The organism is Bacteroidota bacterium (assembly GCA_030017895.1).
Lineage (GTDB): Bacteria > Bacteroidota > Ignavibacteria > UBA10030 > BY39 > JASEGV01.
Genome location: JASEGV010000008.1, coordinates 15,000 through 40,300 on the forward strand (window position 1 = coordinate 15,000; position 25,301 = coordinate 40,300).

At 38.4% G+C, this 25,301-nt stretch carries 20 protein-coding genes and 2 pseudogenes; 3 read left to right on the forward strand and 19 right to left on the reverse strand.

Features of this window, described 5'->3' with window-relative positions; translation table 11 throughout:
- Positions 1-26 precede the first annotated feature (26 nt).
- Positions 27-3,344: a phospholipase D-like domain-containing protein gene (locus QME58_02750; GenBank protein MDI6802752.1), complete on the forward strand. Its 3,318-nt coding sequence runs from the start codon at positions 27-29 to the stop codon at positions 3,342-3,344.
- A gap of 177 nt (positions 3,345-3,521) precedes the next feature.
- On the forward strand, positions 3,522-6,404 hold the full coding sequence (gene polA, locus QME58_02755) for a DNA polymerase I (protein MDI6802753.1): 2,883 nt from the start codon (positions 3,522-3,524) through the stop codon (positions 6,402-6,404).
- 10 nt (positions 6,405-6,414) lie between these two features.
- On the opposite strand, the gene QME58_02760 is transcribed toward polA, so the two are convergent.
- From QME58_02760 to rplM, 9 genes and pseudogenes are all read right to left on the reverse strand, one after another.
- Positions 6,415-6,930, reverse strand: a complete 516-nt coding sequence (locus tag QME58_02760; GenBank protein ID MDI6802754.1) for a hypothetical protein — start codon at positions 6,928-6,930, stop codon at positions 6,415-6,417.
- An 11-nt stretch (positions 6,931-6,941) separates the two neighbouring features.
- The gene (locus QME58_02765) at positions 6,942-7,127 is read right to left on the reverse strand and encodes a PspC domain-containing protein (GenBank protein ID MDI6802755.1); all 186 of its coding nucleotides are present in this window, start codon (positions 7,125-7,127) and stop codon (positions 6,942-6,944) included.
- A gap of 306 nt (positions 7,128-7,433) precedes the next feature.
- Positions 7,434-7,616, reverse strand: a pseudogene (locus QME58_02770) (PspC domain-containing protein).
- Between the two features lie 118 nt (positions 7,617-7,734).
- Positions 7,735-8,292 carry a ribosome recycling factor gene (gene frr / locus QME58_02775; protein MDI6802756.1) on the reverse strand — a complete coding sequence of 186 codons (558 nt, stop codon included), beginning with the start codon at positions 8,290-8,292 and terminating at the stop codon, positions 7,735-7,737.
- Positions 8,293-8,321: 29 nt separating this feature from the next.
- Positions 8,322-9,047, reverse strand: coding sequence for a UMP kinase (gene pyrH, locus QME58_02780; protein MDI6802757.1), 726 nt, complete (start codon positions 9,045-9,047; stop codon positions 8,322-8,324).
- A gap of 72 nt (positions 9,048-9,119) precedes the next feature.
- On the reverse strand, positions 9,120-9,965 hold the full coding sequence (tsf, locus tag QME58_02785; protein MDI6802758.1) for a translation elongation factor Ts: 846 nt from the start codon (positions 9,963-9,965) through the stop codon (positions 9,120-9,122).
- 6 nt (positions 9,966-9,971) lie between these two features.
- Positions 9,972-10,706 (reverse strand): 30S ribosomal protein S2, encoded by a 735-nt coding sequence (gene rpsB / locus QME58_02790; protein MDI6802759.1) that lies wholly within the window; start codon positions 10,704-10,706, stop codon positions 9,972-9,974.
- A 120-nt stretch (positions 10,707-10,826) separates the two neighbouring features.
- The gene (rpsI, locus tag QME58_02795; GenBank protein MDI6802760.1) at positions 10,827-11,213 is read right to left on the reverse strand and encodes a 30S ribosomal protein S9; all 387 of its coding nucleotides are present in this window, start codon (positions 11,211-11,213) and stop codon (positions 10,827-10,829) included.
- A gap of 10 nt (positions 11,214-11,223) precedes the next feature.
- Positions 11,224-11,622, reverse strand: coding sequence for a 50S ribosomal protein L13 (gene rplM / locus QME58_02800; GenBank protein ID MDI6802761.1), 399 nt, complete (start codon positions 11,620-11,622; stop codon positions 11,224-11,226).
- A 207-nt stretch (positions 11,623-11,829) separates the two neighbouring features.
- On the opposite strand from rplM, the gene QME58_02805 reads away from it, so the two are divergent.
- On the forward strand, positions 11,830-14,964 hold the full coding sequence (locus QME58_02805; GenBank protein MDI6802762.1) for an N-6 DNA methylase: 3,135 nt from the start codon (positions 11,830-11,832) through the stop codon (positions 14,962-14,964).
- A gap of 5 nt (positions 14,965-14,969) precedes the next feature.
- Here QME58_02805 and QME58_02810 read toward each other — a convergent pair whose 3' ends face one another.
- From QME58_02810 to lpdA, 10 genes and pseudogenes are all read right to left on the reverse strand, one after another.
- The gene (locus QME58_02810; protein MDI6802763.1) at positions 14,970-15,209 is read right to left on the reverse strand and encodes a hypothetical protein; all 240 of its coding nucleotides are present in this window, start codon (positions 15,207-15,209) and stop codon (positions 14,970-14,972) included.
- Between the two features lie 184 nt (positions 15,210-15,393).
- Complete coding sequence (locus QME58_02815; GenBank protein ID MDI6802764.1) at positions 15,394-17,052, reverse strand: hypothetical protein; 1,659 nt, start codon at positions 17,050-17,052, stop codon at positions 15,394-15,396.
- Positions 17,018-17,308: a hypothetical protein gene (locus QME58_02820; GenBank protein MDI6802765.1), complete on the reverse strand. Its 291-nt coding sequence runs from the start codon at positions 17,306-17,308 to the stop codon at positions 17,018-17,020. The genes QME58_02815 and QME58_02820 overlap by 35 nt, the downstream gene beginning before the upstream one ends.
- Positions 17,309-17,517: 209 nt before the next feature.
- The gene (locus tag QME58_02825; GenBank protein MDI6802766.1) at positions 17,518-17,682 is read right to left on the reverse strand and encodes a hypothetical protein; all 165 of its coding nucleotides are present in this window, start codon (positions 17,680-17,682) and stop codon (positions 17,518-17,520) included.
- Positions 17,683-18,058: 376 nt separating this feature from the next.
- Entirely contained in the window at positions 18,059-18,928 is an 870-nt protein-coding gene (gene lipA / locus QME58_02830) for a lipoyl synthase (protein ID MDI6802767.1), read from the reverse strand.
- A 75-nt stretch (positions 18,929-19,003) separates the two neighbouring features.
- Positions 19,004-19,354: a four helix bundle protein gene (locus QME58_02835; protein MDI6802768.1), complete on the reverse strand. Its 351-nt coding sequence runs from the start codon at positions 19,352-19,354 to the stop codon at positions 19,004-19,006.
- A gap of 40 nt (positions 19,355-19,394) precedes the next feature.
- On the reverse strand, positions 19,395-20,726 hold the full coding sequence (locus QME58_02840; GenBank protein ID MDI6802769.1) for a dihydrolipoamide acetyltransferase family protein: 1,332 nt from the start codon (positions 20,724-20,726) through the stop codon (positions 19,395-19,397).
- A 134-nt stretch (positions 20,727-20,860) separates the two neighbouring features.
- Positions 20,861-22,934: pseudogene (locus tag QME58_02845) on the reverse strand (dehydrogenase E1 component subunit alpha/beta).
- Positions 22,935-23,660 (reverse strand): lipoyl(octanoyl) transferase LipB, encoded by a 726-nt coding sequence (gene lipB / locus QME58_02850; protein ID MDI6802770.1) that lies wholly within the window; start codon positions 23,658-23,660, stop codon positions 22,935-22,937. It abuts the pseudogene before it with no gap.
- A gap of 126 nt (positions 23,661-23,786) precedes the next feature.
- The gene (gene lpdA / locus QME58_02855; protein ID MDI6802771.1) at positions 23,787-25,181 is read right to left on the reverse strand and encodes a dihydrolipoyl dehydrogenase; all 1,395 of its coding nucleotides are present in this window, start codon (positions 25,179-25,181) and stop codon (positions 23,787-23,789) included.
- Positions 25,182-25,301: the final 120 nt, after the last annotated feature.

Consider the following 25,301-nt stretch of genomic DNA (forward strand, 5'->3'; position numbering starts at 1 on the left):
GGTAAAATAAATATTGCAAAAAACCAATGCCACAACACGACATTATAGATAACCGTAGCGAGAAACTCATTGAGCACATTCTCCGTATCCTGCCGTCCAGCGAGCGGGCAAAGTTTGCTGTGGGATATTTCTTTCTCTCCGGTTTTGAACCTCTGAGAAAACAACTTAACGAGGTTGGTGAAATTCGCTTACTCATTGGCAACACAACAAACTATCAAACACTTGAGCAGCTCTCGGAAGGATACAAACGGCTTGAGCTTGTTGAAGAAGCTGAGAAACATGTTAAGTTCCTCAAACGCGCCGATGAGAAGAGAAATATGAATGTAACAGCAGAGAACATCAAAGACGCTGTATCACTTATGGACCAAACAGATGAGCAGGAAGAATTGGTTGCAACTGTTGCCTCGCTTATTAAACAAAAGAAACTTAAGGTCAAAGTCTTTACGCGGGGACGGCTTCATGCTAAGGCATATATCTTCGATTACAAGCAGGACGGTCGGTATGAGAAAGGTATAGCAATAGTCGGCTCGTCAAATCTAACGCTCTCTGGTATTTCGCACAACACAGAATTAAACGTGGTCGTACATGGCAAAGATAATCATACCGATTTATCGCGATGGTTTGATGACCTGTGGAATGAATCGAAAGATTTCGATGAAGCACTTATGAACGAACTCAAAGCATCGTGGGCTTTAGCTCCCGTTCGTCCGTATGATATTTACATGAAAACACTCTATGAATTGGTGCGAGACCGACTTGAAGAAGGTGAAGCCGCAGATATACTTTGGGATGATGAAATTACTACAAAGCTTGCAGATTTCCAGCGAGTAGCGGTAAAACAGGCGGTTCAACTTATCAGAGAATATTCAGGTTGCTTTGTGTCCGACGTAGTTGGTCTTGGTAAGAGTTTTATTGGTGCAGCAATCGTAAAACATTTTGAGCGAACCGACCACATTCGCCCGCTCATCATTTGTCCGGCGACTCTTGTAGAAATGTGGGAAGGATACAATGAAACCTACCAACTTAATGCTCGTGTCTTGTCAATGGGAATGCTTAGAGAATCGGAGGAACAAGGTAGGAATATTCTCCTCGATGATGTAAAATATCGTGACAGAGATTTTATACTAATCGACGAAAGCCACAACTTCCGCCATCATACAACTCAAAAGTACGAAATTCTTCAAGCTTATCTCAGTGCTGGCAGGAAACGCTGTGTATTTCTCACTGCCACACCGCGAAACAAAGCTGTAACCGATGTTTACAATCAGATAAAGCTTTTCCATCCTGATGATAAAACCGATCTTCCTATCGATCCTCAAGATTTAAAAAAGTATTTCGGTTTGATAGAAAAGGGTGAAAAACGGCTACAAGATTTACTGGTGCATATTCTCATCCGCCGCACACGAAATCATATACTTAAATGGTACGGCTTCGATAGTCAAACTCACCAACCAATTGATCCTAATCGTTTTGAAGAATATCGCTCAGGTAAACGCCGCGCTTATGTAATGGTTGGCGGAAGACATCAATTCTTCCCGAAGCGTGAGCTTGAAACTATAGAATATAGCATCGAAAAAACTTACAACGGATTGTATCAACGTCTGCGAGGTTATCTTGGAAGACCAAAGAGCCAACGAAAAATTAATACTTCAAAGGAATTAATCTATGCTCGTTACTCTTTGTGGGATTATGTAGTGTCTGAAAAACAGAAGAAACAACCTTACATTGACCTACATCGCGCAGGTGCAAATCTTTTCGGATTAATGCGAACCCTGCTTTTCAAACGATTCGAATCGAGCGTTTATGCTTTCAGGGAAACGCTAAAACGAATGATTCGGATTCACGAAGCTTTTTTGAAATCATTGGACAAAGGTATTGTCCCTGCAGGCGATGAGGCACAGGCGATATTGTATGAGTCTGACAATTACGAAGAAGCCGATCTATACGATGCTCTGACGGCAGCCAGCGAGAAATATAAGATTGAGGATTTTAATAAAGATAAACTAATACGAGACGTTAAGCATGATCTGGGATTTCTACAGGAAATGCTCGATCACGTAAAAGATATAACACCGGAAAAAGATGCAAAACTACAGACGTTATTAAAATGGTTACGCAAGGACGCTTTATCGAAAGGAAAGCTCATCATCTTTACACAATTCGCAGACACTGCACGTTATTTATTTGAGAACCTTAATCCAGGTTCGAAAGAAAAAGATATTGAAGTTATATACAGCGGCGATAAAAGTAAAGCGAAAGTTGTAGGTAGATTTGCACCCAAAGCAAATCCCGATTATAAATTCTCAAAAGGTGAAATGGAAATCAGATTGCTCGTTGCGACTGATGTTCTATCAGAAGGGCTTAACCTTCAGGATTGCGATAAGATGATAAATTATGATTTACACTGGAATCCAGTCCGGCTCATTCAAAGATTTGGCCGTATTGATCGTATCGGTTCTGAAAGCGAAGTCGTATGGGGTTACAACTTCCTGCCGGAGACCGAGCTTGAACGAACGCTCGGCTTGCATGCAACGCTACATAATCGTATTCAGGAAATCCATGACACTATCGGTGAAGATGCACAAATACTCGATAAGACGGAGCTATTAAATGAAGAAGCTATGTATGCTATTTACGAAAAGAAAACTGATCAACTCAATCTATTTGAGGAGGAAGGAGAAGTATCAATCGACTTGAATGAAGCTGAAGAAATTATGAGGCAACTTCGTAAAGAGAATTTTACTGAGTTTGAGCGTATTGAGCAACTAAGAGATGGTGTCCGTGCTTCCAAAACCTCCAAGGCGGATGGTACTTTTGTATTTTGTAAGTCGGGTTCCTATAAGCAGCTTTTCTTGACTGATTCAACTGGAAATATTATCTCTCGAGATATTCCCAAAATTCTTGGTCTTCTTAAATCTGGTGATCGTGAACCGGGTAAACCGCTTTCGAAGAACCACAACAAGACAGTAATGCGAGTCAAGAAAGCCTTTGATGAAGAAGTGAAACAACGCGCTACTGAACGTGAACAGTTATCTTCACTCACTCATGCTCAGAGATATGTAATCAGAGAATTACGGGTAATGTTCCAACTATCCGATGATGAAGAAACGAAAGCTCAGATAAATATTCTCGACAAAGCCTTCAGGAAATCACAAACAGTTGCTGTACAGAGGGAATTAAATCTTCTACGTAGAAATGGAATAATTGGAAAACCATTACTAAAATCTCTCACAAGAATATATCACCAGCATAAGGTTCAACAAAGGATTGAATTGATTGAGCAAAGTTCTAATCCAAGCGAAGATATACCGAGGATTGTTTGCAGTGAGGGATTGTGTAGTTGAATACCCGCTAAAGAACAACAACCCTACAAGAATAAACACTGGTATCAAAAACGGCAATGAATATTTTTCTTATAGATCTTTATATGAGGCAACGATTATCTTTCCCTTAGATTTTTGATGAGTCAAAACAACTTCTTGCTTGTCTTGATTACATTCCTTATTTTATGTAAAATTAAAATGTTTAAAAATAACAACAATATCAGGCCGAAAACACGTGAACGATTATTTCTATTAGACGGTAGCGCCCTCGCTTACCGTGCTTACTATTCTTTCATCTCACGACCTCTGATAACATCAAAAGGCGAACATACTAGTGCAGTTTACGGTTTTGTAAACGCTTTGATGAAAATATTAGACGAGGAAAAACCCGACCACATCGCGGTCGTGTTTGATAGACCGGAGCCAACGTTCCGCCATAAAATGTACGAGCCATATAAAGCCACCCGGCAAAAAATGCCCGAAGATATGGCTTCACAATTTGCACGACTACGAGAAGTTGTAGAAGCTTTCAACGTTCCGATACTTGAAATGGCAGGTTACGAAGCTGACGATATTATGGGAACACTCGCACACAAAGCCGAGAAGGAAAGCATTGAAACCTATTTAGTAACAAGTGATAAAGACTTTATGCAGTTAATCTCTCCACTGACAAAAATTTATAGACCTGGCAAGAGCGGCGACGAGTGGGAAATAATCGATTTTGAACACGTGGAAGAAAAGTTCGGTGTTACTCCCGATAAAGTTGTGGAAGTATTAGGACTGACGGGTGATAAATCGGATAACGTCCCTGGCGTGCCGGGTATTGGCGAGATGACTGCAATCCCGCTTGTTCGTGAATATGGTACGATTGAAAATATTTTGGAGAACATAGACAAGATTTCAAAGCCGGCACTTCAACAGAAATTAAGAGAGAATAAAGAAATAGCCCTCCTATCCAAAACACTTGTTACCATTGATACGAATGTCCCCATTGCTGTGGATATTCATAACCTCAAGGCTCAAAAAAAAAATATCGCTAAACTTACAGAGCTTTTTACCGAATTAGAGTTTAAATACCTCATCCGTAAACTTACATCAATAAAATCGGAAACCTTACGAACATTACCAACGGAAGAGGAAATTACAAAAGCTATCACAGATATTACAACAGACCAACATCAATATCATATTATCACAACAGATAAGGAACTAAAAGATTTAGTACAAAAGTTAAAAGCTTCAAAATATTTTGTATTCGATACAGAAACCACAAGCACAAATCCTTTGATAGCAGAGTTAGTCGGCTTATCGTTTTCTATGAAACCAAGCGAAGCGTACTACATCCCAATAAAAAGCGACAATATTGAGAAGGACAATGTCATCTTAAATAACACTGTTTTTCAAAAATCTCTTTTCGATGATCATCCGAGAACAAATCCGAAATCCCAAATCCGAAATCCGAAATCCGATCTTATCGGTTTTGATTTTTCCAAAATCCTAAATTTACTTTCTCCTATTTTTTCAAATGAATCAATTTCTAAATGCGGGCAGAATATTAAGTATGATCTGATTGTACTCAAACAGAATGGACTTGAAACTGCAGGAACTTGTTTTGATACAATGATCGCAAACTACATTCTTCGCCCCGATGGGCGACACAATTTAGATTCTATGGCGTTAGAACATTTGAACTATAAAACCATTACGTTCGAAGAATTAGTCGGAAAAGAAAAAGATATCAGGCAGATCGACGTCGAGAAAATTGCTGAATACTCGGCAGAAGATGCAGATATTACATTTAGACTTTATGAAATCTTAAACAAGAAACTTCAAGATGATAACTTATTAAAAATTTCGAACGATATCGAATTCCCATTAATTGAAGTTCTTACCGAAATGGAATTCGCGGGGGTAAAATTAGATACTCCATTTCTGAAATTACTTTCAAAAGAACTTGAGGGAATATTAGAAAAAACCATAGAAGATATTTATCATCTCGCAGGAAAGAAGTTTAATATTAATTCCACGCAGCAACTCGGAATAATTTTGTTCGAAGATTTAAAACTTCCTACAGGTCGAAAAACTAAAACCGGTTTTTCAACAGACGTCGGTGTTTTGGAAAGTCTTAAACATCAACATCCGATAGTCGATAAATTGTTGGAATACCGAACAGTATCGAAAATTAAATCAACTTATGTGGATGCTCTGCCGGAATTGATAAATCAGAAATCGGGACGCCTACACACATCATTCAATCAAACAATCACTACCACAGGGCGCTTATCGAGCAGCAATCCGAATCTGCAAAATATTCCTATACGCAGCGAGCTAGGGCGCGAAATTCGCAAAGCATTCATCCCGCAAGACGATAAGTGGACAATTTTATCGGCAGACTACTCGCAGATAGAGTTACGAATAATGGCACATATCTCGAACGATCCCGGATTAACTGAAGCTTTCAATGCGGGAGAAGATATCCACGCATCGACGGCTGCAAAAATATTTGGCTATGAATTAAACGATTTTAAATTGTTACCGAAAGAAACTAAACAAGAGATGCGGCGAAAAGCAAAAGAGGTGAATTTCGGAATTATGTACGGACTCGGATATTTTGGATTAGCAAACAGGTTGGATATTCCGAAAGAGGAAGCACGTGCTATTATTGCAAAATATCACAAACGTTTCCCGAATGTAAAACTTTATATGGAAGAAACTATTAATAAAGCTAAACGCGATGGTTATGTTGAAACCTTATTGGGCAGGCGTCGTTATCTTCCCGACATAAAAAGCCGCAATCAAAATATCAGAAACAACGCTGAGCGGCAGGCAATCAATATGCCTATTCAGGGAACTGCGGCGGATATGATTAAGTTAGCAATGATTAGAATCCATCGCAAAATATCAAACCAAAAAATCAGAATGTTACTACAAGTTCACGATGAGCTTGTTTTCGAAGTGAAAAATAGTTTTGTGGAAAATGCTAAAATATTGATTGTGGAAGAAATGAAAAATGCACTCCCGCTGAATGTCCCATTAGAAATTGAAGTGGGATTCGGGAAGAACTGGTTCGAAGCACACTAATATACTTTTCTTAAACATCTAATCGTTTCTGTTTGCGTTTAAGAATTAATCCCGCACCTAATATTATCAATATTATGGGCCAATAATTTTTTATGTAATACAAAACATCCCACCGGTTCAAATATCCGATTTCAGCAAGAATTAATAAACCGCCGATTACAAAAAAGATGATTGATAAAATAAAGGAACTATATTCCCTGAAATTATTTACAAACATCATTAGAAAAGCGAAACCGAATATTATAAATACCGCGGGTAAAAATATACGATGGGGCATTTCGATTAAGTTAAATGAATGAATAATAAAAGAAATTCCGGTTAAAAACAGCGCAGTTCCCCAAAATACTTTACCGTTGCTGTTAGTTGCGAAACCCCGTATAGTTATAATAAATCCCCATAAAGCAAGTGCAATCCAAATAATTTGATAGAATCGGATATTAATTAAACCGGTTTGATGAATGAGTAAAGCAACACCCAAAAAGATTAGAATTATTCCATTCCAAGGATATTTATTTTGATGACCCATTTTTATTTTCCTTATTTATTTTTTCCATGAGGCATTGCGATTGCAAGAACAATATACAATAAAATACCTAATCCAAATGAGCTTAGAGTTAATAACACAAATATGAGTCGAACGATTGTAGGATCGATATCAAGGTATTCAGCTAATCCGCCACAAACGCCCGCAATCTTTTTATTTTCTATTGAACGTCGAAGAATTTTTGAAGCAGGACGGGGTGTTTCTTGCTGCGACTCAATTACAGGTTCAGTTGAAGGTTGAGTTAAAGGTTTTTCCGGAGTTCTGAAATAATTCATAACTAACATTACGCCGATAACAATTATTATCAATGGAACAATTATTTTCCAATCAAATATATCCCAAAATTCAAACCAGTGGAATAATGGTAGCAACTCCATATTTGAAAGCAATAACAAAGCTCCGATAAAGATAAGAATAATCCCCCAAACTTGAGCGGAGCTTTTTTTGACTGGCACTCCTGTATGGCAGGGGTTTAAAGGCATCATTATCCACGCTACTATATAAATAATTATTCCCGACCCACCAAGAAACAATAAAATTAATAAAAGTAAACGAATTATCAGCGGGTCAACATCTAAATATTCTCCTATACCACCGCAAACACCGGCAATCCAACGGTTTTGCATCGACCGATGCAAACGCTTTACTCCTTTTGTACCATTTTCCATAATCAGTCCTTGATAATTAATTTATAAAACTTACGCAGCATTAGTTTTATTGTTTCAAATAAAAAGCCACAACTTAAGAACTAAGCTATGGCTTGATAATTAGCATATAGAGTTTAATTTAAACTTCCATAATTTCTTTTTCTTTGTGTGTAACGAGTGAGTCAATTTCTTTAATATGTTTATCGATGAGTTTTTGGACATCATCTTCTCCCCTTTTTCTTTCATCTTCAGAAAAATGTTCTTCTTTCTCAGATTTTTTCAGATGTTCAATCGCATCACGCCGGACGTTTCGGAGGGAAATTTTTCCATCTTCAGCAAATTTTTTGATTAATTTTACAAGCTCTTTACGGCGTTCTTCGTTTAACGGTGGAACAGGCAAGCGAATTACAGTTCCATCGTTTGCAGGATTCAATCCGATATTTGCAGCGAGAATTGCTTTCTCGATAGGACCAATCATCCCTTTGTCCCACGGAGTTACAGTTATCATTCGGATATCCGGAGTACCAACAGTGCCAACTTGATTAAGAGGCATTAAAGAACCAAAATAATCTATTTTGATCCCGTCGAGCAGAGTTGTAGTAGCTTTACCGGTGCGGATTTTTATAAATTCCTGCCTTACAACTTCTACGGCTTTTTTCATTTTGTTTTCGGTTTCCCGTAAAATATCTTTAACCATTTTTACTCCAAAATTTGTTCGACAATATTTTATATAGATTCAATTTTAACATTCTGAACCAGAGTACCAATATTTTCACCCATTAAAAGTTTTTTTAAATTTCCCGGTGTGTTCATATCAAAAACAATTATTGGAAGTTTATTTTCCCGACATAGTGTTATCGCTGTTAAATCCATAACTTTCAAGTCTTTATTTAAAATATCTAAATATGAAATATTTTGAAATTTAATAGCGTTCGGATTTAATTCAGGGTCAGAATCATAAACACCTTGAACGCGCGTGCCTTTCAATATTACATCGGCTTGTATTTCGATTGCTCTTAAAGCTGCGGCAGTATCGGTTGTGAAATACGGGTTTCCTGTCCCGGCGCCAAAAATCACAACTCTTCCCTTTTCAAGATGCCTGATTGCCCGCCTGCGGATGAAGGATTCGGCGATTTGCTCCATCTTAATGGCGCTTAATAATCGTGTATAAATTCCTATATGTTCGAGGGCACTTTGTAGTGCTAACGAATTTATAATAGTAGCTAACATCCCCATCTGATCGCCTGTTACTTTATCGATACCATCCGATGAATTTCCGACACCGCGATAAATATTACCACCACCGATGACTATTCCTATTTCGACATCTAAATCTCTAACACTTTTAATTTCTTCTGCATACTTTTGCAAAACCTCGGCATCAATTCCAAATTCTTTTTTTCCCATCAACGATTCGCCGCTCAACTTTAAAAGAATGCGTTTGTATTTCATTATTTCTTTCCTTGATTGTATATATAATTAAAAGTTAAAAAAAATCCGCTTGTTAGCGGATTTTTAAGTTTATTATTTTTCTTCACCAAGTTGAAATCTTTCGAAAGACTTTATCGTCAAACCGGAACTACTTTCTGTCAGAACATCTTTAATAGTTTTGCTTGAGTCTTTAATAAATACCTGTTCGGACAAGCAAACATCCTGATAATATTTTTCTAACTTACCGTTGGCAATCCGTTCAATTATCTGATCGGGTTTCCCTTCGTTGCGGGCTTGCGTGCGGTAAATCTCGAGTTCACGTTGAATAACATCGTGCGATACCTGATCACGCGAAATATACAACGGGTTCATCGCGGCAATTTGCATTGCAATATCGCGTCCAATTTGGAGTGCATTGCCGGGGGTACTTGACAATTCAATAAGAACTCCGATTTTATTTCCCATGTGCGTATAAGATGCAATAAAACCGTTTTCTGTTTGATGCATTTTGTAACGACGAATTTCGATACGTTCACCAATTTTAGCCATCATATCGTTTAAATGCTGGGAAATAGCTTTTCCTGAATCGTCGGTTACATCTAGAAGTTGTTCAAGAGAAACAGGCTTTTTAGATGAGATGATATTTGCAGCCAATTCTGAGAAGGTAACAAAATCATTCCCTCGTGCAACAAAATCGGTTTCACAATTTATCTCTACAATAATTCCGAAATCGTTTTTTCCATTAACGCGTGTAACAATTGTTCCTTCTTTGGCAGCTTTGTCGGCGCGCTTTTGTGCTGTAGCCGCACCTTTTTTTCTGAGATATTCAATAGCTTTATCTAAATCGCCGGTTGTTTCTTCGAGAGCCTTTTTACAATCCATCATTCCGGCTCCGGTTTTATCTCTTAATAATTTAACAAGTTCACTAGTTATTGCCATTATCGTTTATCCTTCTTTTCCTGTTGCGTTTGTATCGGCGCCTTCAGACTGTGCAGATATCATTTCTTTCCCCTCATTAACAGCATCAGCCATAACTTTTGTAATTAATTGAACCGATTTAATTGCATCGTCATTTGCTGGAATCGGATAATCAATCAGAGTTGGATCGACGTTGGTATCAACCATAGCAAAAACCGGAATGCGTAAACGTTTCGCTTCAGCAATTGCGATGGCTTCTTTTTTAATATCAACAACAAAAAGAGCTCCCGGTAAGCGTGACATATTTGCAACACCAGAAAGAACTTTTTGTAATTTCTCTTTTTCGCGGTCGATGAATAAAATTTCTTTCTTAGTAATTTTATCGAACGTACCGTCTGTTTCCATTTTTTCAATATTATTGAGGCGTTTTACGCTTTTGCGGATGGTAGTAAAATTAGTCAACATTCCGCCGAGCCATCTTTCTGAAGCATGAAACTGACCGCATCTGTCGGCTTCTTCACGAATCACAGTTTTGGCTTGTTTTTTTGTTCCGACAAACAAAACACGTTTCCCTTCGGAAACTAATTTTGCGAGTGCATTACCTGCCTGATCTATTAATTGTTGTGATTTTTTCAAATCGATTATATGAATCCCGTTCCGTTCCATAAAAATGAAAGGTTTCATTTTGGGATTCCATCGGTGGGTCAAATGCCCGAAATGGGCTCCTGCATTAAGCAGGTCAGTTAATTCTACACGAGGCATAAAATTATTACTCCTTTTTATTTTTGTTATACTTCTACCGGCTTCAACTTTTTCAGAGATTCCGCTCATATCGGGCGGGACACAGTCTAAAAAATCCGACGGTATGCTTGATTTAAAAAATTAACGTTTCGAGAACTGGAAGCGCTTGCGTGCTTTTTTCTGTCCATACTTTTTACGTTCCACCATACGGGGATCACGAGAAAGCAGTCCGGCAGTCCTGAGCGGTATCCTGTTTTCTTCATTCAACTCGAGTAACGCACGAGCTACGCTTAGTTTTAAAGCGCCCGCTTGTCCACTCACACCGCCACCTTGTACCGTTGCTCGGATATCGTATTTCCCGCCGCTCTCAGTTACTTCGAATGGCAATAAAATATCGCGACGATGAGTATCGACTGGAAAAAATTTTTCCATGGGTTTGTTGTTTACTAAAAATTCGCCTGTGCCCGATTTTAGTACAACCCGTGCAACTGCGTTTTTTCTTCTTCCTACTGTTATGATGTTTTGCATCTATAATTCCTTATATATCCAATTTTTCTGGGGTTTGTGCTGAATGGGGATGATTAGGTCCTACATACACTTTTAGTTTTGATGCTACCCTTTTACCTAACCTGTTATGGGGAATCATTCCTTTTACAGCATGATAAATTACTTTTTCGGGTTTGGTTTTCATCATATCTTTGAAATCCTCAAAGATTGCTCCGCCCGGATATCCGGTATAATGAAAATACTTTTTTAATTCCGGTCGCCGACCAGTTAATTTAATTTTATCGGCATTCACCACAATTACAAAATCGCCAACATCTGAATTGGGTGTAAAAGTAGGGCGGTGTTTCCCACGTAAGATATGGGCAACCTTACTTGCCAAGCGTCCTAATGTTTTTCCGTCTGCATCCACAAGGAACCATTTTTTGTTCATTTCTTCACTTGTAAAGAAATGTGTTAATTTTTCATTTAGTGCCACTATAAAATCTCCATATTATGTGCTGATTTAAGCATTATTGATTTAAAAGCTATCAAATTTACCAAATATTTCTGTAATAGTCAACAAATTTGAAAAACAATATTACTTGATAATGATTTTATTATTACATAAATTGGCATTGCATTAATAATTGTTTTAACTATGATCGAGACTTACCTTAAAGAAATAGCTACGAAAACTAAAAGAGGTGATGCAAGAGAAGAGTCTTACTACTCAATCCTGGAATCATTTCTAAAGGAATACTCACAAACAAAACTTAAAAAGAGAATCGAGGTTACTGTTCTACCCAAAAAAACAGAAGCTGGTAATCCCGATTTTCGTATTTGGGATGGTAAGCATTCCCAAGTAGGATATATTGAAGCCAAACCGCCCCACGCAAATCTGGATGATATCGAAGAATCGGAACAGTTGCAGCGCTATATCGAAACTTTTCCAAATCTCATACTCACGAATTTCTATGAATTCCGCCTTTACCGACGTGGCAAATTATTGACGTCAGTCTTACTGGCACGACCGTTCATTGCGGCAAAAGGAAAAATTATACCACCAGCCGAGCATACAATAGAATTCTTTGCGTTGTTAGAAAAGTTTTTCCAATTTTCGATCCCAGAAGATTTCACTGCCGAAACGCTTGCACGGGAGCTTGCGAGCCGTACACGTTTTCTCCGCGATCAGGTAATAACAGCAGAGCTACGTGAAGCATCGACACCTGGAGCGAAGAAGATTCTCGGATTTTACGAGGCGTTTCAAAAACATCTTATTGCAAATCTTAAACCGGAACAATTTGCAGACCTTTATGCGCAAACGATTACGTATGGATTGTTTGCTGCACGAACGAGAGCAAACGGTGCATTCGACCGAAAGACCGCATACGATTTGATTCCAAAGACAATCGGCATTCTGCGGGAGATATTTCATTTCATTTCGTTCGATCCACCAGAGCAATTGCAAGCCACAGTCGATGATATCGCTGAAGTTCTTGCTGCTGTTGATGTGAAGAAAATTCTACACCAGTATTACGATGAAGGCAAAGGAAGCGATCCGATTTTTCATTTCTATGAAACGTTCCTTGCTGAGTACAATCCGCAAGAACGTGAACGAAGAGGAGTATATTATACACCTGAGCCGGTCGTTTCGTACATCGTCCGTTCGCTCAATATAATCCTTAAAGAAAAATTCGGGCGCGAAGATGGATTTGCTACTCCAAGCGTAACAGTACTTGACCCTGCCGGCGGAACATTGACATTCCTTGCGGAAGCAGCGAAGCTTGCAGTTGAAGAATATGTTTCGAAGTACGGCGATGGCTCTCGACGGCAGTTTATTGAAGACCACATCCTGAAACATTTCTACGCCTTCGAGCTGATGATGGCTCCGTACGCTGCCGGGCATTTAAAGATGGGTTACCTGCTCGAAGAATTGGGGCACAAGCTGAGCGGTGATGAGCGATTTCAATTTTATTTGACGAACACGTTGGAGATGGAAGAGCTTACACAGACTTCGCTGCCGGGAATGTCATCACTCTCGGAAGAATCACATCTTGCAGGAGAGGTAAAGAAGAAACAGCCAATTCTCGTTGTGCTTGGCAATCCTCCCTACTCCGGGCACTCCGTTAACAAAGGCGAGTGGATTTCTGAACTCATAGAAACCTACAAGAAAGTGAACGGTGAACCGCTCGGTGAGAAAAATCCAAAATGGTTACAGGATGATTACGTAAAGTTCATACGATTTGCACAGTGGAAGATTGATCAGATAGGTGAAGGCATACTCGGTTTTATTACAAACCACAGTTATCTCGATAATCCAACGTTCCGTGGTATGCGGCAATCTTTGATGAACTCGTTTGATGAGATTTATCTTCTCGATTTGCACGGTAACTCGTTGAAGAAAGAAAAAGCTCCCGACGGCTCGAAAGACGAGAACGTTTTCGACATACAGCAAGGTGTTGCTATTGGATTGTTTGTAAAGAAGAAAAAGTACAAAGGTGAGAAGAAAATATTCCACGCAGATTTATGGGGACTAAGAGAACAAAAATATAAGAAGTTAACCACTGTTAACCTCAAGACGGTAAAGTGGAAGCAATTACAACCAAGTTCACCCTTATACTTGTTTGTGCCGAGAGATGAGAAACGTTTAATCAAATATCAATCGTATCCGAGCATACCGGAAATCTTCCCCGTAAATAGTGTTGGAATAGTTACTGCGAGAGATAGCTTTGTGATTGATTTTGATCGCAGAGAACTCGAAAGGAGAATTGCCCAATTCAGGGAATCTTCGTTAGAAGATATCTTTGTAGAAAAAACATATGACTTAAAAGATACAGGCGCATGGAAATTACGTGATGCAAGAAAAGTGTTGTCTAAAGATGAAGATTGGAAAGATCATTTCACCAGATTGCTTTACAGACCGTTTGATATACGTGAGATATTTTATCATGATGCTCTCGTTGACCGTTCCAGAAAAGAAGTTATGCAGCATATGCTGGAAAAGAATGTTGGATTGATTACCCGGAGACAAATGTTGCCTGGTCTGCCATGTAATTACTTTTTTGTTTCTGATTCCTTGATTTCCGACGGAGTGATACGTTCTGATAATAGAGGGGGTGAATCATTATTTCCACTTTACCTTTATCCAGAACGAAAGAAAAGCAAGTCCGGCAGCGGAATGACCATGATGTTATTCGAACCAGAAGTACCTTACGGAACTGGGAAAAGAGTTCCCAATATCGCTCCTAAGATTTTTGAAACACTACAATTAGCATACAAGCGAAAGCTAAGTCCGGAAGATATTTTTTATTACATCTACGGCGTGTTGTACTCGAATGCTTACCGCCAAAAATACGCAGAGTTTTTGAAGACAGATTTCCCAAGAGTACCGTTTACATCAAATTACAAAGTATTTAAGTCGTTCGCAGAAAAAGGAGAAGAACTTGTTGCGCTCCATCTTCTAAAATCAAAGAAGCTCGGTAAACCAATTACTCACTGTGAGGGCGAAGGAGATAACAGAGTTGAGAAAGTAACCTACGATGATAAGAAGAAGCGAGTATATTTTAATCCGTCGCAATACTTTGCCGGTGTTGCAAAAGAGGTATGGGAGTATCATATCGGCGGTTATCAGGTTGCTGAGAAGTGGCTGAAGGATAGAAAAGGAAGAGTCCTTTCATCCGAAGAAGTGAGCCATTATTGCAAAGTTGTTACCGCTTTGGCACAGACGATAAAACTTCAAGGGGGATTGGATGAGTTGTTTAAAGAAGTTGAGAAAAATACCCTCAACCATTAACCTATTTATTTACAACATTTGCTTTTCAGCACGGTAGGATGACCTGATTCGATGTGTTTGAAGCCCAAGTTAATGCCTCTTTCTTTAATTTCTTTGAATTCGTTTGGATGAACAAAACGAGTTACAGGTAAATGTTCTTTCGTCGGCTGCAGGTATTGTCCGATAGTCAGTATATCGCAATGAACTTTCCGTAAATCGTTCATCACTGAAATTACTTCCTCTATCGTTTCGCCCAAGCCGACCATTAAACCCGACTTCGTAGTGAAACCTCGTTTCTTCGCACGTTTGAGAAGTTCGAGTGACCGTTCATATTTTGCTTGCGGACGATGACGGGTTTGAATGTCTTGAAGTTGCTCACGACAGCCAACGCATTAAATAATATTGCTTTGATTTTAGACGAGGCTATCTCGCTCGCTTTGGAGTAGATTTTTACATGAGGCAACGGGATTGGTCCGCAAACATTCTTTGAAGCATATAACGTTCTGATTCAGGATAGTAATCCAAAAGATTTTTACCAATATCATAATTCCCGAAAATTTTTCTTACTACATCGCTTGTAAGAAATGTTCTTAGTTTCGAACGCATTACATTATTATCTTGTTTTGTAATTTTCGCCAATATATTTATCATATCTATTCCTTTTGGTCTATCAATTTGTCGTATTTCTCTTAAAAAATTCTTTATTACTTCAGTACCGAAGTCCTCCTCAATTTTTAACCAGAAATATAAAGCCAACTTATAAGCAATTGGGTCGATAGGTAATAACGGGCGTTCACTCGCTAACTCCCATGAAGCAAGATCAAATGTAATTATATTCTTATTTGGAAATTGTGTATTTATGTGTTTTTCAAAATTTTCCTTTACCCGCTTTAGGTCATCGATCAAATCTATTTTTTTCTTTTCTTCAAAAGTTAGATTTTCAATAAATTTAAATGCTATGTACTCGGCAAGTCCATCCTGTACCCATCTTACCTTAGTATCACCAAAATAAATATTTTCAGCAATGGTATTTTCAGCCCATTCATGTACTGTTACATAATAATAATCAAAAGGATAATCATCAATAATTGAATAAGGCCAAACCAAATAATTTTTGAGATTTTCTGGCAAAAGGTAATCAGAAATTACCAAAGGTTTCTTTTTTTGACTAAGTACAATCGCAAATTGTTTAGGTTCAGTTCCTGTGATGGATTTAATAATTTCTCTCATTCTTGGTAAATAATCTGCTATTTCTAATGCAAAATTTTTGTACCCATCCGGGAAAAAAATAATCTCATTCTTAATTTTATGACACAAAAGATTTTCGATATTGATAACATTAATAGTGGTTGCTTCAACTGGATAAGAATCAAATGTTAACGTCAATTTTGCTGAAGTTCTTAGAATATATTCACCTTTTCTATCAATATATGGTTCAGAATTAATAAAATTAGCGTTAAAATATATTAGCAATTCTCCATTATTATCCGTTCTTAAAGAATACTCTCCACAATTAGTAGCCCACAAAAGATCGACACTTTGCGCTATTTTCTTGTCAGAAAGGTCTGTAAGATAAACTAAAAAAGGTAATCCAGCAATAGGTGAAAAATCAATTAAATTGAATCTATCAATTAAATCTCTTTTAAGAGACCTGCCGAAATTAAATGCATAATTTCGCACCATTGGGTAGTAATCTAGTGTGATTTTATCTTTTACTTCGATACGAATTTGATACAAAGGATTTTCGGCTGCTAGATACGGATTGGTTTCATAAAATCTAACATCTCCAGAGAAAATTGTATTACCATTGAAATCTGTACTAAAAACTTTTAAAAAACAATCCGTCTTTAAAATTATTCTCGCATTTTTTATTCCTCTTCCATTTGAATCTACAACGGTAATACTTAAAAAAATATTTTGATTTTCACCAATATAACTATTTAGATTAATCGAACGTTCTTCGAAACCATACGGTAATTCCCACTTTAGTTGATTTAGCCTTGTATACGGTTGCTCGTTAATATAGTAACAACAATTAAAAATTAAGGTGAAGATAATGAAAAAATATTTAATATTAGATTGAAATATCAATAATGATCTTATGTTCATAACTTTTATCTGAACGCCTTATCTTATATTCGTTAGTAAAAATTATAGTTGGTTTTGGTTTACCAACAAGCAAACCATCAAATTTTATATTTATCATGTAATATCGATTACTAGCAGCCTCAACAGCCTGGAGAAATTTTTTCCAAAACCTATCTGGTATATCAAATAATAATTTAATTTGCTCTTCACTCAAATCAAAATTATTCTTAATATAATTTATAGCATTAATACTATATTGTTTACTTTCAAGCTGCAAGGTAACATCTTACTGTTATTCTTGGATATTCTATACAACTCGGAATATGTCCCCATTCAATTCTAGCCTCACTTCTAACACAAGCATCCCTATATATACCAGGGTTCTCATTCGCAAAATTTCCAATATCCACATAAATGGGAATATCATACTCTAGAGCATGGGCAATATTGTTACCGATGCTTTTTGTGACAGATGCAGGTAAATCTCTATATTAATTGTCTTTGTTGATCAGATAACCTGAAATTATTTTCTATAAAACTAACTAAGCTTTCGCGAAGTTGTTTTATAACATCATCTTTTAATGATTGATTTTCTAAAATATCCTTATAAAATATGCTAATTCCTTTATTACTAAAATCATATGTTGCCATATCACACCTCTGTAATTTATTTTTATAAATTAATTAAAATTCATTGTTAAAATATAAATTAAATGATTAAAAGTCAAGTTTTCAACTGGGGTGCACCAAGACATCGTTACCAGCTAATATTGTCAAAGCAAATTAAAAAAGCCAGTATTATATTTTCGTTAAAAAAGTATTGGCAAAAATCAAATGAAGCACCTCTTCCATAAGGTGACCTTAAATTAGCGCCATTATTATTCTTATAAATCTTTATATTTTCGCATATGGTTTCTCTCAAATATGATTTGCCTTTGTTATTCAATGGCATTAGAATATCCTAAACCTTCTACCTAAATTTAATAATCTTTAATTTCATACAGTTGTTAACATCCTTGTAAATCGTTTATTTAAACACTCTCTCCGCCCTATATGAGCTCCTGACCAACGGCCCCGCCTCTACATGTTTAAAACCCATCTCCAAACCTTTATCGTTTAGCATCCTGAATTCATCCGGATGGACGAAACGATCAACTGGTAAATGCTCTTTTGTTGGCTGCAGATATTGTCCGATAGTCAGTATATCGCAATGAACTTTCCGTAAATCGTTCATCACGTCAATTACCTCATCTAAGTTCTCGCCGAGTCCTAACATCAATCCCGACTTCGTTGTAAATCCTCTCTTCTTTGCTCGATGCAATAACTGGAGGGAGCGTTTGAACTTTGCCTGCGGGCGCACCGTCGGATACAGGCGCGGTATGGTTTCAGCATTATGGTTTAGAATATCGGGAAAAGCATCCAGCAGAATGTTAAGCGCGAATTCATCCCCTTTAAAATCAGGAATCAATACTTCTACTTTACAGGCAGTATTAACCTCACGAATTTTTCGGATGGTCTCTGCAAAGATGGATGCACCGCCGTCGTATAGTTCATCTCGGTTCACCGATGTTACAACAGCATATTTAACATTCATCAACTTTACAGCTTCAGCAACACGTCGCGGCTCATCGGCGTCGAGTTCTGTCGGCATTCCGGTTTTTACTGCACAGAAACCACAGCTTCGCGTGCAGATATCTCCGAGTATCATAAATGTCGCCGTGCCGCTATTCCAGCACTCGCCCATATTCGGACAGTGAGCTTCGCCGCAAACTGTGTGAAGTTTGTGCTTATCTATTATCGTCCTGATGTTGCTGAAAGTTTCACCAACAGGCATACGGACTTTTAACCAATCGGGACGAGGTTTGTGAATTGTTTCTATTGTTTTATCTTTGTTCATAGCCTGTAAATCACTAAATTCTAATATCTAAATCCTAAACAAATCCAAAAAACAAATGTTCAAATTATCTCATTATCAACCAGACTTAGTTATGATTGAACCAAATATTTTCATCAGTTCAGTAGCTTCTTGGATAAAGGAATCTTTTTCTTTTTGTAATTCTTCTTTACACTTAATCAATCTTAACCAATATCCTGTTTCCTTTGCTTCTTTCCTACAAATCTTTATCCGCATAATAAAATCTTTTTTACTTAAAGCTTCATTCGCCTCAATATAGTTTGAACCCACAGAGCCAGACGATCGGACTACCTGTTTACAGTATTCTAAGTTTGGTAAAGTTTTTGACACTTTTTCTGTAAACTCTCCAACTTGTTTCGCAAATTTCTCAGTTCGTTCTTCTAAATCATATTTTCTATCGTTTGAAATTTGGAACCTTTTATATTGTTTAGGATTTCGTTTTTAGATTTTAGGGTTTATACTCAAACTCTTCTAGGTATTTGACCACTCTTTCGACAAACATTCCGCCAAGAGCGCCATCAACAATCCTATGGTCGAAAGACAAAGTGAGATAGGAGATTGAACGAATTGCAATTGCATCGTTTCCGCCATAGGCGGATCCGCCTCCGGCGGAAATTACTACCGGCTGCTTTTTAATAGCACCGATTCCAAGTATCGCAACGTTCGGCTGGTTGATTATCGGAATGCCGATAATATTTCCAAACACACCATAGTTTGTAAATGTAAAAGATGCGCTTTCAATATCTGCAGGAACTAATCTCTTACTGCGTGTACGTACTGCAAGATCGTTAATCGCACGAGCCAAACCTATAAAATTCTTCTCATCTGCATTTTTTATAACCGGCACAATGAGTCCTTGCTCGGAAGCTACAGCCATACCTAAGTTGACAAATTTCTTCACTATTATTTTATCACCTTCCACAGAACTATTAACTAACGGAAAATCTTTCAGCGCCTTTATAACTGCAGCGGCAATAAAAGGAGTGTAAGTTAGTTTGTAGCCCTCTGCCTTTTCGAATTCCGCCGCATTAGCATCCCGGTATTTAACAATGTTCGACATATCGCATTCAGAAATAGCTTGAACGTGCGGCGAGGTGGCAACGCTGTTTACCATGTGGTGAGCCATTTTTTGAATAACGTTGCTCATCTGCAAGATTTCATATTTAGGCGATGGATATTTTGCAACCAAATCACCTGCATCAACAACTTTCAGAGTTGTTTCAACGCGTGGTGCGGTTGGTTTGGAAATTTCTTCCTTAACTACTTGTACAGCTTTACGAGTTTGGAAATAACTCATAATGTCCTTCTTACTTACGCGCCCTCCGATACCTGTTCCCGGAATGTTCTCCAATTCAGCCATCGAAATTCCTTCTTCACGAGCGATGTTCAAAACAAGTGGCGAGTAAAATCTACCGGCGGCTGGCTTTTCGGCTTTTTCAATCTGTTTAGGTTCAATCTTCATTACAGGTTCTGCTTTATCTACTGTAGGTCCGTTAGCTAACGGATGCGGTTTTGCTTCAGCAGTAACCTCAGCACCGGCTTCGGTTTCTATTTCTGCAATCACGGTTTTTATTGCAATCGTATCAGTCTCGTTAAATAATATTTTCGTTACAACTCCGCTCACTGGCGATGGTATTTCGGAATCAACTTTATCTGTGCTGATTTCTAAAAGTGTTTCATCCCTCTTTATTGGGTCGCCTATTTTTTTATGCCATTTAACTATTGTGCCTTCGGTTAAACTTTCGCCTAACTGCGGCATTATTACTTCTATCTTTGCCATGATAAACCTCGTTTGATTTTAGATTTTAGATTTTAGATTTCAGATTACAGATTTAGTATTTTTAATTTGTTTTGAAATTAGTCCGTTCAGTTAGTCAGTTGACTAATAGCAAACGGATTGTATTTCGAGTTTATTTAATATGCAGCTAACTTCTCAAGTGCATTAATAATATCTTGAGTTTGCGGCAGCATTGCATATTCGAGAGTCGGAGCGTAAGGCACCGGAGAATCTTTCGCTCCCACACGCATTATCGGACCGTCTAAATATTCAAAAGCTTCGTTAGAGATAATAGCGGCAAGCTCTCCGCCAAATCCGCTGAACAGCGTATCTTCATGAACAATTAAAACTTTTCCGGTTTTCTTCACCGACTTTAATATTGCATCCTTATCTAAAGGATTCAGAGTTCTTAAATCTATAACTTCTACATCAACTCCGTGTTCTTCCAATTTGCGGGCAGCTTCCAGGGAGCGCTGAACCATCATTCCGTATGTAACGATTGTAATGTCGTCGCCTGTTCGTTTTACTTTTGCTAATCCGAATGGAACTAAATAATCTGCATCGGGCTCGGGTGTGGCTGCAAAACTTTGACGGTACATTCCTTTGTGCTCAAGAAATATTACAGGGTCATCGTAGCGACAGGCAGTTTTCAACAACCCTTTTGCATCTGCGGCGTTTGATGGAAATACAACACGCAAACCAGGACTGTGAGTAAAGAAACTTTCGATGGATTGACTGTGGTAAAGTCCGCCGTGTATGTAACCGCCAACAGCAACACGAATAACGACTGGAGCTGCCCACGTATTATTCGAGCGATATCTTATCATCGATAGCTCATCACGAATTTGCATAAATGCGGGCCAGATATAATCACCAAATTGAATTTCAACAACCGGTTTCCACCCTCGCAACGCTAAACCGAATGCAGTTCCGACGATGCTTGCTTCGGCTAAAGGCGAATTGAACACACGGTCTCTGCCAAACTTCGCTGTGAGTCCTTTAGTAACCGTAAACACCCCTCCTTTATCACCGGCAACATCTTCGCCGTAAATTACCATTTTTGGATTTCGCTCCAACTCTTCGGCAAGTGCGTGGTTGATTGCATCTACCATCACTACGTTCGTTCCGCTAAATTCTTTTTCAACAAACTTCTCTTTAGTTATAACCTCGTCTGATGAGTAAACATAAAGCCCAGCCGTCGATCCATCGGCTTGTTCTTGAGCTTCAGTCCAATCGGCAAGGTCGTTTATTTCTTTTATAACAGCATCCTTGATATCCTGAATTTGTTCAATTGTTAGAATTCCTTTTTCGATGAGATGAACTTCAAATTTTGGAATCGGGTCGCGAACTTTATCTTTTTCGAGTTCCTCAGCCGAACGGTATTTCCGTTGGTCATCTGATGATGAGTGGGGGAAAAGTCGAACCACATCCGACTCGATAAGCGCTGGTCCTTCGCCCCGTCTTGCTTTCGCAACAGCATCGATTGCTGCGGCGTAAACTTCGAAGAAATCGGTTCCATCTACAAAATATCTATTCAATCCTTTGAAACCCTTCGGTGAGTGTGTATATAGAACCCGTTGCCATTTGCTCGGCGAGCGGGACTGATATTGCGTATTTGTTATTTTGAATATGGAAAATCACCGGAAATTTTTCGCGGGTTGACCAGTTGAGCGCTTCCCAAAATTCGCCTTCGCTCGTTGTGCCTTCTCCCGACGAAGTATAAACAACTTCATCAGTCTTTTCTTTCACAGCGCCCATCGCAGTACCTACGGCTTGTAAAAATTGAGTGCCTGTGCAACTCGACTGCGAAGGTATTCTCAATTTTTGATTTCCCCAATGGCAGGGCATCGCACGACCGCCCGAGCCGCCTGCTTCTGCGCGATGAAGCGCTTCAAGAAGAATCCCTTTCGGCGTTTCTCCAAATCCCAAATTGAATGCGATATCCCGGTAATACGGATAAGCCCAATCGTAACCCGGCTTCATTGCTTTTGCAATTCCGATTTGTGCAGCTTCGTGCCCGGGTGCGCCGATGTGAAAAAACTGCTTCCCTTGTTTTAAAAATGTTAGCTGCTTTTCATCTAATTTCCTAGATAAAACCATTAATCTGTAAATTTCGACTAATTCATCTTTAGTTAAATTACGGAAAGCATCGGTTTTATATGCGGGAGCTTCTTCTGTTCTTAAAGTGTCGATATTTTTTTTTGGTGACATTTATATTCCTTTTCTGTCCCCGTTAGCTAACGGATGACGGATTTGTTCTGTTATTAGTTTAATAAAATCTTCTTTCTCGAGTGTCGATGTCTCAACACCAAAAACTTTTTCAAGGTTCGATATAATTGATTCATTAACTTCTTCGATATCCACACTATGACCTAAAACTTGCTGAAGCGAAGTAACACCTTTATGAAATATACCGCATGGAATGATTCGGTCAAAATAAGATAAATCTGTATTCACATTAAAAGCAAATCCGTGCATCGTAATCCAGCGGCTGATTTTTATTCCAATGGCAGCAATTTTATTATTGCCAACCCAAACGCCTGTCATACCCTCGGAGCGCGTTCCCTGAAGTTGAAAATCTTTTAGAGTTAAAATTAAAGTTTCTTCGATATCGCGTAAGTATTTGTGTGTATCTAAATAATAATTGTTCAAATCTAATATCGGATAACCGACTAACTGACCGGGTCCGTGATAAGTAATATCGCCGCCGCGATCAGTGTAAAATACTTCAGCGCCTGTTGCCAGTAATTCTTCTTCAGTCGCTAAAAGGTGGTTGCCGTTTCCGCTTTTACCGATTGTATATACGTGATTGTGTTCGTTTAACAAAAGAATATCGGGAATTCTATTTTCAGTGCGAAGATCAAAAAGCTGTTTCTGCAAATCCCAGATTTCTTTATATTCCGTGCAACCAAGATATGTTGATATAAGTTGTTTCATCAATGTTAAAATAAAATCAAATCTTTTTCACCACTCAGTCACTGAGGGCACTAAGAAACACCAAGATTTTTTACTACCTACTTTCTACTTCCTACTTTTTATTTTTTACTTCTAAAATCTCACTTCTTATATATGTATCGCCTCGTCATAAGCATTCGCGGCTGCTTCCATCACAGCTTCCGATAAAGTTGGATGGGCATGTACAGTTTTTATTAACTCGTGTGCAGTAGTTCCTAAAGTTTTTGCAACTCCAAGTTCTGCAATCATCTCAGTCGCATCGTTTCCTAAAATATGTGCACCTAAAAGTCCGCCGTACTTCGCATCGAAGAATAACTTGACCAATCCGTCGGTTTCTCCGATTGCACGTGCTTTACCACTCGCGGCAAAAGGGAAACGACCGATTTTTAATTCAAAACCTTGCTCGATGGCTTTTTCTTCAGTCAAACCGATACTTGCAACTTGCGGTTGGCAATATGTGCAGCCGGGTATATTTTCGTAATCTACAACTGGTGGATTTTTTCCGGCAATCGCTTCAACGCATATTATTCCTTCTGTCGAAGCAACGTGGGCAAGGAGCGGCGGACCGATTATATCGCCGATTGCGTAAATACCATCGACGTTTGTTTTGTAGTATTCATTTACTTTGATAAAGCTCTTTTCGTATTTAACTCCGATTTCATCCAAGCCGACATTCTCAACATTGCCTCGCACACCGATAGCCATCAAGGCAACATCGCCTGCGATTTCTTTCGACGCATCTCTTGTTGAAATGGTGAGTTTAACGTTATCGCCCACAATAACTTTTTCTACTTTAGTGTCGGTTAAAATTTCTATTCTTGCTTTCTTCAAGTTGCTTTCTAAAAGTTTTGTAATTTCCTTATCTTCGATAGGAAGGATACTCGGCATCATTTCAACGAGAGTTACTTTAGTCCCGAAAGTATTATAAAAATATGCAAACTCAACTCCGATCGCCCCAGCGCCGATAATAAGCATCGACTTAGGCGGTTCTTGCAAAATCATCGCTTCGGAACTGGATATAATTTTCATACGGTCAATCTCAACGCCCGGAATTGAACGCGGTCGAGCACCCGTCGCAATTATGATGTGTTTTGATTCGATGGTTTCTACCGGTTTGCCGTCTTTGGTGACTTCAATATTTCCTTTGCCGACAATTTTACCATGTCCTGAAATCAAATCAATTTTATGCTTCTTAAAAAGATACTCGACTCCTTTCGAGTTGCGTAGCGCCACGTCGCGGCTGCGTTTAATTATTTTTTTGAAGTCGAATTGAAGATTTTCATAAGTTATCCCAAATTCAGCAGCGTGTTTGAAATGGTTATAGATTTCGGCATTTTTCAAGAGTGCTTTTGTGGGGATACACCCCCAATTTAGGCAGACGCCGCCTAATTTATCTTTTTCTATAACAGCAGTTTTAAAACCTAATTGTGCTGCCCGGATAGCGGCAACGTAACCACCAGGTCCTCCGCCGATTATTGCAATATCGTATTGTTTATTTTCCATATTTTCTCATTATGATGTTTTTTAGAAAGGAATGGTTCCAAGCTTTAGAAAATATATGAAACGGGGGTTTTAAAAGCAAAGAGTGGTTTTAATATGGCGAGAAGTAAGAAGTAAGAAGTG